Annotated in this window: 14 protein-coding genes; 5 read left to right on the top strand and 9 right to left on the bottom strand. The window is 67.2% G+C overall.

Annotated elements, in window-relative coordinates; all coding sequences use genetic code 11:
- Window position 1: 1 nt before the first annotated feature.
- The 5 genes from ACT4MF_RS06715 to ACT4MF_RS06695 all read right to left on the bottom strand — a co-directional run bounded on the left by ACT4MF_RS06715 (window position 2) and on the right by ACT4MF_RS06695 (window position 5,303).
- Window positions 2-1,165: a signal peptidase I gene (locus ACT4MF_RS06715; RefSeq protein WP_444682111.1), complete on the bottom strand. Its 1,164-nt coding sequence runs from the start codon at window positions 1,163-1,165 to the stop codon at window positions 2-4.
- Window positions 1,166-1,353: 188 nt separating this feature from the next.
- A complete protein-coding gene (locus ACT4MF_RS06710) occupies window positions 1,354-2,259 on the bottom strand; it encodes a hypothetical protein (protein ID WP_099255116.1) in 906 nt (301 codons plus the stop codon).
- Between the two features lie 48 nt (window positions 2,260-2,307).
- Window positions 2,308-3,882 (bottom strand): CARDB domain-containing protein, encoded by a 1,575-nt coding sequence (locus ACT4MF_RS06705; RefSeq protein ID WP_444682112.1) that lies wholly within the window; start codon window positions 3,880-3,882, stop codon window positions 2,308-2,310.
- Window positions 3,883-4,058: 176 nt separating this feature from the next.
- Complete coding sequence (locus ACT4MF_RS06700; protein WP_512053241.1) at window positions 4,059-4,673, bottom strand: hypothetical protein; 615 nt, start codon at window positions 4,671-4,673, stop codon at window positions 4,059-4,061.
- Between the two features lie 21 nt (window positions 4,674-4,694).
- Window positions 4,695-5,303 (bottom strand): hypothetical protein, encoded by a 609-nt coding sequence (locus ACT4MF_RS06695; protein WP_444682114.1) that lies wholly within the window; start codon window positions 5,301-5,303, stop codon window positions 4,695-4,697.
- Window positions 5,304-5,768: 465 nt separating this feature from the next.
- Between ACT4MF_RS06695 and ACT4MF_RS06690 the strand changes: the two genes are divergently transcribed.
- The 4 genes from ACT4MF_RS06690 to ACT4MF_RS06675 all read left to right on the top strand — a co-directional run bounded on the left by ACT4MF_RS06690 (window position 5,769) and on the right by ACT4MF_RS06675 (window position 8,370).
- A complete protein-coding gene (locus tag ACT4MF_RS06690; RefSeq protein WP_444682115.1) occupies window positions 5,769-6,350 on the top strand; it encodes a DUF7344 domain-containing protein in 582 nt (193 codons plus the stop codon).
- Between the two features lie 153 nt (window positions 6,351-6,503).
- The gene (locus ACT4MF_RS06685) at window positions 6,504-7,256 is read left to right on the top strand and encodes a hypothetical protein (RefSeq protein WP_444682116.1); all 753 of its coding nucleotides are present in this window, start codon (window positions 6,504-6,506) and stop codon (window positions 7,254-7,256) included.
- 305 nt (window positions 7,257-7,561) lie between these two features.
- Window positions 7,562-7,852: a UPF0175 family protein gene (locus ACT4MF_RS06680; protein WP_099255122.1), complete on the top strand. Its 291-nt coding sequence runs from the start codon at window positions 7,562-7,564 to the stop codon at window positions 7,850-7,852.
- On the top strand, window positions 7,849-8,370 hold the full coding sequence (locus tag ACT4MF_RS06675) for a PIN domain-containing protein (protein WP_444682117.1): 522 nt from the start codon (window positions 7,849-7,851) through the stop codon (window positions 8,368-8,370). The genes ACT4MF_RS06680 and ACT4MF_RS06675 overlap by 4 nt, the downstream gene beginning before the upstream one ends.
- Before the next feature lie 19 nt (window positions 8,371-8,389).
- Here the strand turns inward: ACT4MF_RS06675 and ACT4MF_RS06670 are convergent, their stop codons facing one another.
- A complete protein-coding gene (locus tag ACT4MF_RS06670) occupies window positions 8,390-8,566 on the bottom strand; it encodes a DUF8150 family protein (RefSeq protein WP_512053244.1) in 177 nt (58 codons plus the stop codon).
- 35 nt (window positions 8,567-8,601) lie between these two features.
- On the opposite strand from ACT4MF_RS06670, the gene ACT4MF_RS06665 reads away from it, so the two are divergent.
- Entirely contained in the window at window positions 8,602-8,751 is a 150-nt protein-coding gene (locus tag ACT4MF_RS06665) for a DUF7550 family protein (RefSeq protein ID WP_180271757.1), read from the top strand.
- A 54-nt stretch (window positions 8,752-8,805) separates the two neighbouring features.
- On the opposite strand, the gene ACT4MF_RS06660 is transcribed toward ACT4MF_RS06665, so the two are convergent.
- The 3 genes from ACT4MF_RS06660 to ACT4MF_RS06650 form a co-directional block, all read right to left on the bottom strand.
- A complete protein-coding gene (locus ACT4MF_RS06660) occupies window positions 8,806-9,972 on the bottom strand; it encodes an ABC transporter ATP-binding protein (RefSeq protein ID WP_444682118.1) in 1,167 nt (388 codons plus the stop codon).
- Window positions 9,973-10,123: 151 nt separating this feature from the next.
- Entirely contained in the window at window positions 10,124-12,379 is a 2,256-nt protein-coding gene (purL, locus tag ACT4MF_RS06655; RefSeq protein WP_444682119.1) for a phosphoribosylformylglycinamidine synthase subunit PurL, read from the bottom strand.
- A gap of 424 nt (window positions 12,380-12,803) precedes the next feature.
- Window positions 12,804-13,181 carry a hypothetical protein gene (locus tag ACT4MF_RS06650; protein WP_099255126.1) on the bottom strand — a complete coding sequence of 126 codons (378 nt, stop codon included), beginning with the start codon at window positions 13,179-13,181 and terminating at the stop codon, window positions 12,804-12,806.
- Window positions 13,182-13,354: the final 173 nt, after the last annotated feature.

Raw genomic sequence — 13,354 nt, 5'->3', positions numbered from 1 at the left:
GTCACCTGTATATCTCGCGGAGGATGCGGCGGTGGAGCGGTGGTTTCGCGCGCGATTCCCGGGATCGGATCCGCGCGGGCTCGCCCCGGAGCAGCAGCACGCCGAGCCCGACGATCCCGCCGCCGAGGAGGCCGTTTATCGCGACCAGCGGAGCCCACGGGTGGACGCCGTACAGTTCGTCGATCACGCTCGAAGGCAACACGGCGAGGTACCGGTGTTCGGTGACGAACAGCCGGTAGTAACCCGTCTCGTCGGGCGCATTGAGCGTCACCGTCGTCGACGCCTCGCCCCGGCTCCCCACGGTGACGCGCCGGGGGTCGACGTCGACGCCCGGGCTCTGCGGAGTGACGTACGCGTACACCGGGACCAGCCCGGCGTTGGGGACGACGTACTCCAGCTCTTTGCTCGTGCCCCGCTCGATGACGGTCGGGTTATCGGACTCGAACTCGGCGCTCACGACGCCGTACTCCTGTGACCCCGCCGGAACGACCATCGCCGCGGTCGCGGTCGCCATCAGCACCAGCGCCAGCACGCCGACGATCGCGAACACCGAGGTGCCGTCGTCGCGGGAGCGGTCGCGTTCCCGCGTCTCGCGGCTCCCCCTGTCGAGGTACCAGTCGACGGCGTACGCGACCGACGAGAGCGCGAAGAGGATGTACGCGAGCCCCTGCGTGCCCTGCAGCGACCGGACTCCGAACGTGACCGCCAGCCACGTCTGGGCGGCGTTGAGCGCCGACTGGAACCCCATCGCCACGGTGCCGAGGTGCGGGATGACGACCACGCTCCCTCCGACCGTGGCCGCCTTCGCGACGATGTCGGCCTCCTGCACGACGGGCTCGCCGCCGTCCTGATCGGTGAACGGGTTGTTGTCCCCGCGCGTGATGTACCCGCGCTCCGTCTCCTCGACGACGCGGTGGGTCGTCAGCCCGCCGCCTTGGATCTCCTGGGCGTTGAACGTCACCACGTCGCCGGCGCCGACCCCGCCGGCGAGCGGCGCGGGGATCGCGACGAACCCGTCGCCGGGGTTGAGCACCGGCTGCATGCTGCCCGTCTCGACGTAGCTCAGAAGCACCGGCTGGCCGAGGTACTGCCCGACGATCAGCGAGGCGACGACCAGCACGGCTGTGACCTGCAGCGTTATCGAAATGGTGCGTTTGAGGGACATGGATCGTCTCTCGGGGGTCAGTCGGCGTGGGGTGTCATCGGCGGCCCGCAGTCACCGGTACCGGTCTCTCAGTCGTCGACTCGAGAATGTCATTGATGCGTTATAAATACGTGGTTCGGGGCAGTGCGGTGGCGGAAAATCGTGAGGTGCCGCGGCGGACGGCGACGGGCCGAGGCGCCGGCGGCCGGTCACCGCTCGAACGCTCCGGCCGCGAGCAGCGTGAACGACCCGATGAACGCGAGACAGAAGCCGAGCAGGTGGACGTACAGGTTCACCACGCTGCCGGCCCCCGTCGGATCGCCGGGAAAGCCGACGAGCGGGTAGCTGACGACCACGGCGATGCCGACCGCGAACAGGTCGCCGTAGCCCGGGTTCGAGACTGCGGCGCGGATCCCCTCTCGAACCGCCCCCCGAATTCGGATCCCGGCGGTCGACGCGTACAGCGACCCGAGTAGGAGTCCAGCGATCCCGATCGCGACTCCGGCGAGTCCGGGGCCGTCGAGCGCCCCCGCAGAGACCGGTAGCGCCAGCAGCGCCATCCACCCGACGAGCGGGAAGAAGACCGCGGGGAGCGCGCGGATCGACGCGTCCGGGAAGAACCGCTCGCGGGCGTACACCCCGAGCAGGAGCGGGAGCAGCCCCGCGAGCGCCATGTTGATCCCGGAGAAGCCGAAGCCGATCGCGTTCCGGGGGACGGCGAGATTCAGCGCCGAGAGGACGATCGGGAAGGCAGCGAGGAACGTCACGAACGCGATCATGAAGAACTGCCGATACCCCGCCAACACCGCGAGCACGTATCCGACGCCGACGAGGAGGCAGTACCCCGCCACGTTGCCGGCGAGGTGGCCCGCGTCGAGGTGGACGTAATGGGCGGTGAACGCGGTCCGCACCGTCGGGTCGGTGTACGCGAACACCAGCGACCGACGCGTCGACTCGGGGAGCGCGAAGACGGCGCCGAGGACGGCGGGCACCGCCGCGAGCACCAACAGGTCCGCGAGCCGGAGTCGGGCGATCAGCTCGCGGCGGAACCCGGCGTCGCCGGCGTCCCGATCCGCCGCGGTCCCGTCGCCCCGCGCGTTCGAAGAGGCCGTCACGCTCCGACGGTCGCGGACCAGCGGTTAAGACCTGTCGCCGAGCGTCTCTCACGACCGGGGCATCCGACGGGCGAGCGCGATCCCGACGACGATGAGCGCGACGAACACGACCAGCCCGCCGAGGTCGTCGAGATCGATGGCGCCGGGCTCCTCGGTCGGTCCGGCGTCCGACCCGCCCGCCGGGCCGTCGCCCCCGGTACCGTCACCCGCGCCGGCGTCGTTGTCTCGCCCGGTTCCGGTCCCCGCGTCCGCCTCGTCGTCGGTGCCACCACCCGCCGCGAGGTCACCCACCAGCAGGCTCCCGGCGTCGGTCCCGTCGACCGCGAGGTCGTACTCGCGCGGGGTCTCGAACGCGGCCGTGAGCGCGACGGTCGCGGTCTCGTTCGGGGCCAGCGCGACCGTCTCGTTCGCGACCGGGTCGCCGTCGGCCGTCAGCGTCACCGACCGCTCGCCCGCCGCGCCGCCGCCGTTCCGCACGGTCGCCCGGACGGTCGCCGTCTCGCCCGGATCGATCGCCCGCGGGTCGATGGCGGTCTCGGTCACGTTGAAGCGGGCGACGCGCTCCGCGACCGCGAACGTGGAGAACTCCGTGGTCGTCGCCCGGAAGTGCACCCGGTCCTCGGGAAGCCCCCGCCTCCGGACCGCTTCCTCGCCGACGACGCCGGCGCCCTTCTCGGTCCAGTCGCCGGCGTCGCTCTGCCGGTAGAACGTCACGTTTCGCGGGTCGATCCCGGCGTCGGCGAGCATCTCCCGAGAGGCGCTGAACCGGACCGTCATCGCGTCGACCTCGTCGGCGTCGAAGTCGTGGTCGACGGCGAGGTACGCGATCGACCGCGGGTTCGTCGGCGCCGTCAGCGCGCTCCCGTTCTCGACGGGTTCGGGGGTCCCGGCCGCGTTCATCTCGATGCGGTCGTTCCGGACGCCCTCCACGTCGAGCCCGTCGAGCGTGACGTTCGAGCCGTCGAGGTGCATGCCGTCGGCCTCGAACCGGACCGCGTCGCCGTATCCGATGTCGTTCGCGCCGAACTCGCGGCGCTCCGCGCTCGGCGCGGTGGTCGTTATCGTCGGGCCGCCGCCCGTCCGGTGGGTCGACGCACTCGTCCCGCCCGCCTCGTCCGGCTCCGCGATCTTCGTCTCGATCGAGAACTCGTCGGCGCCCAGTCGCGCCCCGGCAGTCTTCCCGCGCGTGTCGAGCGCGAGGCCGACCGCGACGCTCTCGTCGGGCGCGAGCGTGACGTTGTTCGCCTCGCCCTCGATCGAGTCGCCGTCGGCGACGAAAGTGACGTTCTCGCTCGCGTACTCGATCCACACGTGCGCGTACTCGTCGGCGGTGTACGTAATCTCGAACACGTCGTCGATCGTCCCGGTCGCACCGACGTTGACGCCCTCGAAGGAGGGATCCCGGATGTTGGGGTTCGACGCCGAGACGTCGATCGCGATCTCGTCGGCGTCATTTAAATACGCGTACTGCCCGTTCGGGCCGTCGGCCGGTTGGACCGCGATGTCGTCGTCCGCGAAGGTGTCGGCGTCGCCGTCGATGACCGCCGCGCCCGTGGTAAAGATCAGCGAGCCCGCCGCTACGAGCAGGAGGGCGAGGATCAGGGTGCGGCGGGCGGTGGGCATGGGCTGTTAACTGACCATATAGGATGTTAGGGTATGGTTATGCTGTGCGTGAAGATGCCGAAGGGACCGATTGAGTCCGAGGTTCATCCGAATTTAAACGTATCAGTAGCAAATCGGGTCCCTTCACTCGGCGCGTCAAGCTCACCCGGCAGATTTCGGTGATGAAAAGTGCGGGATTAGTCGTCGGGCTGGTCGGCGACGATCGTCATCGTCTCTTCGAACTCGCCCACGCTGGCGCCGTGCGTTCGGATGCGGAAGCCGACATCGACGCTGTCACCAACATCGAGCGTGGGCGGGTCGTCCCTGAGCGCTATCTCGCTGTCGCCAGTGACGTCGTACAGCTCGATCTCCAGCTCCGAATCCGTCTCGTGCTCGGAGTAGACCTCCACCGGCTGAGTTCCCTGGTTCTCGATCCGGAGCAGGCCCTCAGTCGTCGGCGAGCTACCTGATTCGCCGGCATCCCGGTCAAACTCGTAGACCGAGTCGACACCCAGCCCAATTTCGGGATTGTCGATGCGCTCGTCAAGTCCGGGGAAACTAAATTCGACTTGACCGTCGTCTTCGATGCTCCTCTTTCCGCCGCCCAGTTCTTCGAGTCGGAGGAATGCGTTGTTGTCGTTTGCGGTCTCAACCTCAATCCTACGACTCGCCTCTACGCTGGTGAATGCACCAGTTCCCACAGCGGCCGAAATACCTGTCGCAGCCACACCAAGTGTGGTGAAGAATTTACGTCGGTTCATTGCTTTGTTGTGCCAGAAACCCACCGGCGGAATCGAACCGCCGTGCGTCACCAGTATGGGTGTGAAAGCGGCTTAGAGATCCTCCGGATCCGGAAGTTCTCCGTCAGCTGCGGCCACAATGTACATCTGTTCAACGTCGTTGATCACTTCATCCACATTCGTCGAGTCGTTCAAGAAGAAGAAGAATCCGAGACCTGCCGACTCGCCGGCTCCGAGAAGTTCACCGTCGTAGTCCGGCCCCAGGCGCGCGAAGTCAGGAGAAGTTGGGCCGCCACCTTTGTCTCCAGAGATTCCAATCTCCAGCCCCGAGGCCACATCACCGCCGATATTTCCGTCCTCGTCTTCGATTGCGACATTCACACGGACATCCTGTGTTCCATTATTCGTGATCTGGAGCACATTTTCGATATTGGTATTTGCGTTCTTGTTTAGACCGACGTCGGTCGCATTATCATTCGAAGTGAAATCAATATCGACGGTGCTGTCGGCTTGAACATTCGCATACTGCCCGTTAGGACCGTCGTACGGCGAAATACCGAGAAGTGCATTCGCGTCGCCAGCAGTTTCGACCTTCAGGTCACGCTCCGCTTGAACACTCGTAAACGCGCCTGTACCCACTGCAGCTGCACTACCCGTAGCCAATGCACCCAGACCGGCGATGAACTTGCGTCGGTTTGCCATAGTTGTGTAACCTCGTTGTCCGCACACGACCCGCGGCCCGCCGACGTGGGACATCCCGCGTCACCCGGGGTCGCTCTATGACACCCATGGGGCCTATCCCATATCGTTATGAATTTCCAGAAACACTTCTGGGAGCGGCTGAACAGTCGGCGGGTGGGTTCCGCCCTTGCCTGAACCACGATCCGAACGCTTCAGGTGTAGCCTGAGACCTCCAGAACCCCTGTTCAGGAGGGGCTTGAACCGGCAACGATTGCTGAGAGAGAATGTTCCATACGTGATAACTACCGAAGCACGGCGAACGTGATATCTTGAGTGGTGAGAACTATACTGCGTTATCACGCCCTCTTCCGCCGGAATACGGCCACAAACGCGTCCGAATCGGCCTCCGTCTCAACGGCGAGAAAGTTTGTCTGAGTATCATAACCACTGGATTTATGTTGGCGTGTTCATATTTGTCAGACAGATATGGCGTCGGTACAACAGGTAGACGGGGGAGGGTCTGAACCGGCGACGGAGGTGTCCGAGGACGAGCTGTTCGAGGTGTTGGCGAATCAGCGCAGGCGCTTCGCGGTCCATCTGTTGAAGCGCGAGGAGCCCGACTCGATCGCGATCGGGGACATGGCCGAGCAGATCGCGGCTTGGGAGAACGGGATCGAAACGGCGGAGATCACCGGGGCCGAGCGCAAGCGCGTGTACACCGCGCTCCAGCAGTCGCACCTGCCGAAGATGGACAACGTGGGCGTCGTCGACTTCAACAAGGACCGCGGGGTCGTCGAACCGACGCCCGCGCTGCAGAACGTCGACCTCTACATGGACGTCGTCGAGGGGAGGGAGATCCCCTGGAGCACGTACTATCTGGGGATCTCCGGGGTGGCCGTCGCGCTCACCGGCGCGGTGTGGCTCGACGCGTGGCCGTTCGTTCTCCTGTCCGACATGGCGTGGATGATCGCGATCGTCGTGGCGTTTGCCTTCTCCGCGATCACGCACAAGTACTACACCGCGGAGATGAAGGTCGGCGAACCCGAGGAACCCCCGGAATTGACGTAGGGCGCCGGGTTTCAAGCGGCGCTTTCGGCGGTTCCGGGAGCGCATAACCTTAGGGTCGGAACACGTGACACGAAATGCACGAAGTGTGACTTCGCGCTCATCATGAAACGACGACATGCCATCCTCCTGCTCGGCGGTGCGAGCTCCGGCGCGATGAGCATCGGCACCGGCGCGTTCAGCAGCGTCGAGGCCGAGCGCGGCGTGGAGGTGAACGTCGTCGACGACAAGAATGCGTATCTAGGGCTCGATGTCGAAGACGAGGCCGTGACGGTCGGTAAACTAACAGATGTCGCAACGATCACGAACAGCTTCGCCGACCGGCTCTCTCTTGATATTACCATTGAACAAAGAGACGCGGTTATCGACGAGATCGCCGTGGGCGGCGAAGCTCCCGACAACGGATTCTCGCTGGGGCTCGGTCCCGGAAAGGACGCAGTGATAGCAGTGACCTGTAGTCAGACGGGAGCAGCGTCGTTCAAACTGAGGTTCGAGGGGCAGACGAACGGTGCCTCAGTAGACAAAGTGCGATCGTTCGAAATCGATTGCGAATCGGAGACCGATTCGGTCGTTTCCGGCGTGACGTTCAAACCGGGGAACTCCGGAATAGTGATCAACGGGAACGGTGCTACGACGGATGCGTCGGTCTATTACGAGAGTAAGGGCGGCTCTGGCGTTGAGCAGTCGAAAACCTGTAACGTCCCGATGGAAGAGACGCTCAAATTGAATCAGAATTTCGATGGACCGAGCAACGGTGGGGAGATCGTTGGTGTCGCTGTCGGTGGTTCAGACGGGGTGTTCGTGCATCAGGATTTCGACGACTGTGAGGTTCCGAATAGCAGTGGGGGCGACGTGGAAGTTACCGAAGAGGCTGCCAGCGGCTTCTTTGACCAGTGTCTCGTTAACTGACTGTCAGCTGACGACCGTCGTTCAACCGTCACATCAACGCGGGCCATTACTGGTCTGTCAGGTGTTCTCGCCGCCTTGGAGGTCGAGCGGCGAACTCACCGGTCATGTCGGGTGGGAACCGGAGTGTCACGGAGACAGACTGCGGGTGGTGTGGCGTCCCCTTCCTGTTCGTCTTCTGAGCAACGCGTCTCGCGTCCCGATTTAAACCACTAGAATAATCATCTAGATGATGGGTCCTCATTCTGGAATAAATGCGGACTTGCTGGCCCAAAACCTATGAATACATAGCACACATAGCATACACCATGCCCACCATCTCCACGCGAGTCCCCGACGACCTCGAAGCCGAACTCGAAGCCTACCTCGACGAGGAGCGCCTCGACCGGAGTACGGCGGTCCGCAAGCTCCTCTCGGAAGGGCTCGAAGCGTGGCGACGCGAGCGCGCGCTCGAACGCTTCGCCGACGGCGACGTTTCTCTCATAAAGGCCGCCGAACTCGCGGAGGTATCGGTGTGGGAGTTCGCGCGCCTCGCCGAGGAGGCCGACGACGCGTGGGTGTCCGGTGACCACCTCGAAGCCGACCTCGACGAGCTGTGAGCTGGGTCTTCGACGCGACGCCGCTGATTTACCTCGCGAAGGCGGAACGGCTCGGCGTGATCGAGACGCTGGACGAGCCGCGAGTCGTCCCGGAGGCCGTCCACCGCGAAGTGGTTACGGCCGGCGTCGAGCAGGGGTACGACGACGCGCGTCGGATCGAGCGCGCCGTGGAGGAGGGCCTCGTCGACGTCGTCGCGGTCGACACCGACGACTCGCCGGTCGCGACGCGACTCGCGCGCCATCCGGGGTTGAGCGACGCCGACGCCGCGGTCCTGACCTGCGCGGCCGCCCGCGACGCGGTCGCCGTGATGGACGAGTCGGCCGGACGCTCCGCGGCCGAAGTAGAGGAGGTCGAGACGCGGGGGACCGCGTACCTCGTCCTCGCCGCCGTGCAGGACGGGCACCTGTCCACGCCGGAGGGACGTGACGCCATCGACGCGATGATCGATCACGGCTGGTACGTGGCGCCGGACGTGTACACGAAGATCGTCGGGACGTTGGAATCGCTCGGGGACTGATCGAGGACTACTCCGTCGATTACGTGTCGGAGCGACTCGGGCGTTCGGTCTCGGACTCCGTTTCCTCGTCGACCGCCTGCGCGCTCTCGATCTGCGCGGTCACCACCGCGTTCTGCTGTGGGCTCCACACCTCAGGTGGGTGTGGTCTCGAGTTCCTCCGAGCCGACTGTCTGCTCCGCTCGACCGCCCCGTTCAGATGCCCTTATGTGTCCCCCGCACTGACAGCCGGATATGGACGATCACTCCCACGAGCCCGACCCGGACAAGCGCGTGACCGCTCCCATGCAGTCGTTCGACAGCCGCGCGGTCGGTATCGGCGCTGCCGTCACCCTCGTCGGTCTGCTCGTCGCGTACGTCATCCCCTTCCTGTTCACCTTCTGAGCGACGCGGTCGCTCGCGGGTTCTGTACGAGAGAGCGCCCCGACAGCGACGCGCCTACCGCGGGTACCAGGCCAGCGGGTGATCGGCGGTGAGCTCCAGGCTCACCGCCTCGTCGAGGTCGAACTCCTCGACGTGGTTGTGGAGGCAGTGGACGACCTCGCCGGAGTCGAGCTCGACCCGATAGATGAACGATGGCCCGACGTACTGCCGCGAGACGATGGTCCCGTCGGCCAGCTCGGCGCTCGCGGGGCTCGCCCGGAGGTCGTCGGGCCGCACCAGAACGTCGACGGGCGCGCCGTCGTAGACGGTGTCGTACCCCTCCAGCGTGACGGCGTCGAACCGACCGACCCCGGTCTCGACCTTCCCGTCGCGGAGCTCGCCTTCGAGGAACGACGCGCGCCCGAGGAAGGAGGCGACGAACTTCGACTCGGGGCGCTCGAACACGGACTCGGGGCGACCGACCTGCTCGATCCGCCCGTCGTTCATCACGGCGACGCGGTCGGAGATGGAGAGCGCCTCCTCTTGGTCGTGGGTGACGGAGACGGCGGTGACGCCGGCCTGCTTCAGGATCCGGCGGACCTCCTCGCGCATCTCGACGCGGAGCCGCACGTCGAGGTTCGAGAACGGCTCGTCTAAGAGAAGCACCTCGGGCTCGGGCGCGAGCGACCGCGCGAGCGCGACGCGCTGTTTCTGCCCGCCGGAGAGCTGGTCCGGGGTCTTCTCGCCGTGCTCGGGGAGGTCGACGAGGTCGAGCAGTTCGTCGACGCGCGCCGAGCTCGCGCCCGCGTCGTCGAGGCCGAACGCGATGTTCTCCCGGACGGTGAGGTGCGGGAACAGCGCGAAGTTCTGGAAGACGATCCCCACGTCGCGCTCCTCGGGCGGGACGAACGCCCCGTCGCCGGAGACGGCCTCGTCGCCGAGGGTGATCCGCCCCTCGGTGGGTTCCTCTAACCCGGCAATCGTCCGGAGCGTCGTCGTCTTCCCGCAACCGGAGGGTCCGAGGAAGGTGAGCAGCTCTCCCGGCTTGACGTCGAGGGAGACGCCGTCGACGGCGGTCTCCGGGCCGAAATCCTTCGTCACACCCGACAGCGACAACACGGGATCCGGCGCGCTGCCGGCGCTCGATCCGGCCGCGTCGGCGTGCGCTTCGTTCGTGTCCGCGGGCGACTCGCTCGCGTCCTGGGCCGACTGCGTCCGTTTGATTGATTGCGTGTGAGACATCGGTGTGTCGGGCGCCGGACCGGCCGGCGTCCCGTAACTGCCACTACGTATTTTAGGAACACCTAAAAGCGTATCGCTCGCTTTCCCTTCGCGATAACGCGAGTCCGGTATAACCGTCTCAGTCGGTGGCGGCGGGGTCGTCCTCGTCGACTCAGGCGAGCTCGCGCTCGATGACGCCGCGGAGGTCCCGGATCGCCTCGGCGTCGAGGGTCGTCTCGTCGTCGCCGACCGACAGCGACAGCGTCCCGTCGGTCGTCACGTCGCCGAGTCGGAGGACCGGCAGCCCCCCGGCGCGGTCGGCGACCGCCTCGGGGTCGGTCGTCTGGACGACCAGCCGTCCGGGCGTCTCCTCGAACGCCGCGACCCGGTCGGGGAGAGTCACGTCGGCGCCCGCGCCGTCGGTCACCAGCTCCGCGACCGCGACCGCGAGCCCGCCGTCGCTCACGTCGTGGGTCGCGAGCGTCGACTCGTGGCGGGCGACCGCCGCGAGCGACGCGATCCGGTCGGCGAGGCCGTCCGTCTCCGACTCCGGGAGCGTCGGGAAGCGGTCGGTCCCGCCCGCCTGCGCGAGGTACTCGGAGCCGCCGAGCGCGCCGCCGTCGGCGCCGCCGTCGCCGACCAACAGCAGCTCCGAGTCGCCGGCGCGGTCGGCGTTGAGGGCGGCGGGCGGGGCGTCGTACCCCGTACGTGTGCCGATCAGCGCGAGCGTCGGCGTCGGCGGGATGGGCCCCTCGACGCTGTCGTTGTACAGCGAGACGTTGCCGCCGACGACGGGGGTGTCGAGATCGGCGCAGGCGTCGGCGAGCCCGTCGACGATCCCCTTGAAGCCGCCGTACACGTCGGGCTTCTCCGGGTTGCCGCCGTTGAGGCAGTCGACCGCGGCGAGCGGGACCGCGCCCTTCGCGGCGAGGTTCGTCGCGTTTTCGAGGGCGACGGCGCGAGCGCCCTCGTAGGGCGCGGCCTCGGTCCAGTTCGGGTTCGCTCCGGCGGAGAGCGCGAGGCCGACGCCGGGTGATTCGGCGGCCGGCTCGGACTCCGACTCCGTCTCGCGGATCGCCATGATCGCGGCGTCGTCGCCGGGTTTCAGCGCCGTGCGGACGCCGACCTCGTGGTCGTACTGGCGGTACACCCAGCGCTTGCTCGCGGTGGAGGGAGCGGCGACGACCGACTCGACGGCCTCCTCGAGGGCCGGCTCGGGGTCCGGGAGGTCGCGATCCGGCTGAGTCGGGGTCTCGCTCGGAAGGTCGTTCATCGGGGCGCCGTCGGCGAGGTACGCGGCGTCCACGTCGACGACGACTTCGGATTCCGCGTCGTCTCCCTCGCCCGCGCCGCCGAACTCGCAGACGTAGTTCCCGTCGGTCACCTCGCCGATGACCGAGCAGCCGAGGTCGAACCGCTCGGCGAGCGCCTCGACGCGCGCCACGTCTTCGGGGGCGACCTCGTAACACATCCGCTCTTGGCTCTCGGCGAGCAGGATCTCCATCGCGTTCATGTTCGGCTCGCGCTGGTGGACGCTGTCGAGGTCGATCCGGGCGCCGAGCCCGCCCTTCGCGACGAGTTCCGAGGAGGCGCCGCCGAGGCCCGCCGCGCCGAGGTCGCGGGCCGACAGGACCAGGTCCTCGTCGACCAGCGCCTCGTTGCACTCGATCAGCCGCTTCTCGGCGTAGGGGTCGCCGACCTGCACCGCGGGGCGGTCCTCGGTCTCGGCGTCCTCGGCGAGGTCCTCGCTCGCGAAGGAGGCGCCGCCGAGGCCGTCGCGCCCGGTGCCGTTCCCGACGAGCACGAGCTTGTTCCCCGGCTCCTGGGCGGTCGCGGTCACGAGTCGGTCCTCGTTCGTGAGGCCGACGCAGGCGACGTTGACGAGGGGGTTCCCCTCGTAGCCGTCGTGGAAGGCGACGCTGCCGCCGACGGTGGGGACCCCGATGCAGTTGCCGTAGTGGGAGATCCCCTCGACGACCCCCCCGAAGAGGTAGCGCGAGCGCTCGCGGTCGAAGCCGCCGAAGTACAGCGAGTCGAGCAGGGCGATCGGGTACGCGCCCATCGACATGGTGTCGCGGACGATGCCGCCGACGCCGGTGGCCGCGCCGTCGAACGGGTCCACGAAGGAGGGGTGGTTGTGACTCTCGACGCCGAAGGTGACGTACTGACCGCTGTAGTCGTCGGCGTCGCGCTCGGCCGGGGGCGTGTCCGCCGCGGCGGGGTCCGGCAGCGCGAGGACCGCCGCGTCGTCGCCGGGGCCGACGACGACCTGATCGCCCTCGCTCTCGAACGCCGACAGCAGGGGCCGCGAGGAGCGGTACGCGCAGTGCTCGCTCCAGAGGTTCTCGAACAGCGCGGCCTCGGCCGCCGTCGGCTCCCGGCCGAGCTCTGCGACGACGAGCTCGTGGTCCGGCTCGGACAGACTCATTCACTTACGTGGTTATCGAGCCGGTTCTAATGCTTTTCTATGTGCACGTTCGTGCGGTTGCCGGTGACTGCGAAGGCAGCACGGACCGCGGTGCTGTGCGGTGGCGCGCGCCGCCGAGTGGCCGCCCTCGGCGGCCATGAGGAGCGCGCGCGAGGGACGCCGCGAGCGCTTTCAAGCGCGAGCGGCGAGGCTGGGGAGGTGTGAGGGACGGTGCTGTGCGGGGCGGGAGGCGGGGGGGACTCGAAGGGGCAGTCGCGAGGACGAAGCCTGACGACGCACGCACCGCAAAGAGAGCGAGTGAAACGAGCGACCGAGTGAGGAGCGCAGTGAGTGAGGAGCGCAGCGAGTCATGCGAATCGTCGCGACCGGGGATTTGGTGGTGTTTCCCGCCGTCGGTCTGCCGGCAGTCGTTTATAACCGATCGCTATACCAGTACAAGCGACGCGCCGTAGACCACCGACGCTCCGAGCGCGCCGACGGCCAGCGACTTCAGGTTCAGCCGCACCGCGCGCCGGCGGTCCGCCGCGAGCGCGGCCTCGTCTCGCACCTGCCGGGTCTCCCCGTCGACGTCGAAGACGCCGATCCCGGCGAAGCCGACGCAGAACCGCTCGCGGTACTGGAAGTACCCCATCGCAGCGCCGTACAGCGGGAACAGCGACAGGATGAGCGTCCAGCGCGGCCACTCCACGGCGACGATCGCGGCGACGGTGACGACCGCGAGCAGCAGCGACCCGACCCCGAGGAGGAGCCGCCGTCGCTGTTGGGCCGGTCCGATGTTGCACACGCCCGGTTGATACTCCATACCGATCGCATGGGGGCGGCGGTCGAAAAGGGCCCGGATCGGGACGGGCGCTCCGGTTCGGATCCGCCCTCGGCTTCGCTTCAGTTCGCCCCAGTCTCCACTTCGGCTCGCCCCCCCCCGTCTCCACTTCGGCTCGCCCCCCGTCTCCACTTCGGCTCGGCCTCGACGCGGAA

Origin of the sequence: Halorubrum sp. FL23, from assembly GCF_052439115.2 — an archaeon.
In the GTDB taxonomy this organism is placed as follows: domain Archaea; phylum Halobacteriota; class Halobacteria; order Halobacteriales; family Haloferacaceae; genus Halorubrum; species Halorubrum persicum.
The sequence above is the reverse complement of the archived record's forward strand: the minus strand, read 5'-3'. Positions and strand labels throughout refer to the sequence as shown.

What these genes read in the sequence shown, in the direction of transcription:
- ACT4MF_RS06715 (WP_444682111.1), bottom strand. Translation starts at nt 1,165, where the DNA reads ATGTCCCTCAAACGCACCATTTCGATAACGCTGCAGGTCACAGCCGTG.
- ACT4MF_RS06705 (WP_444682112.1), bottom strand. Translation starts at nt 3,882, where the DNA reads ATGCCCACCGCCCGCCGCACCCTGATCCTCGCCCTCCTGCTCGTAGCG.
- ACT4MF_RS06695 (WP_444682114.1), bottom strand. Translation starts at nt 5,303, where the DNA reads ATGGCAAACCGACGCAAGTTCATCGCCGGTCTGGGTGCATTGGCTACG.
- ACT4MF_RS06690 (WP_444682115.1), top strand. Translation starts at nt 5,769, where the DNA reads ATGGCGTCGGTACAACAGGTAGACGGGGGAGGGTCTGAACCGGCGACG.
- ACT4MF_RS06685 (WP_444682116.1), top strand. Translation starts at nt 6,504, where the DNA reads ATGAGCATCGGCACCGGCGCGTTCAGCAGCGTCGAGGCCGAGCGCGGC.
- ACT4MF_RS06680 (WP_099255122.1), top strand. Translation starts at nt 7,562, where the DNA reads ATGCCCACCATCTCCACGCGAGTCCCCGACGACCTCGAAGCCGAACTC.
- ACT4MF_RS06665 (WP_180271757.1), top strand. Translation starts at nt 8,602, where the DNA reads ATGGACGATCACTCCCACGAGCCCGACCCGGACAAGCGCGTGACCGCT.
- ACT4MF_RS06660 (WP_444682118.1), bottom strand. Translation starts at nt 9,972, where the DNA reads ATGTCTCACACGCAATCAATCAAACGGACGCAGTCGGCCCAGGACGCG.
- purL (WP_444682119.1), bottom strand. Translation starts at nt 12,379, where the DNA reads ATGAGTCTGTCCGAGCCGGACCACGAGCTCGTCGTCGCAGAGCTCGGC.
- ACT4MF_RS06650 (WP_099255126.1), bottom strand. Translation starts at nt 13,181, where the DNA reads ATGGAGTATCAACCGGGCGTGTGCAACATCGGACCGGCCCAACAGCGA.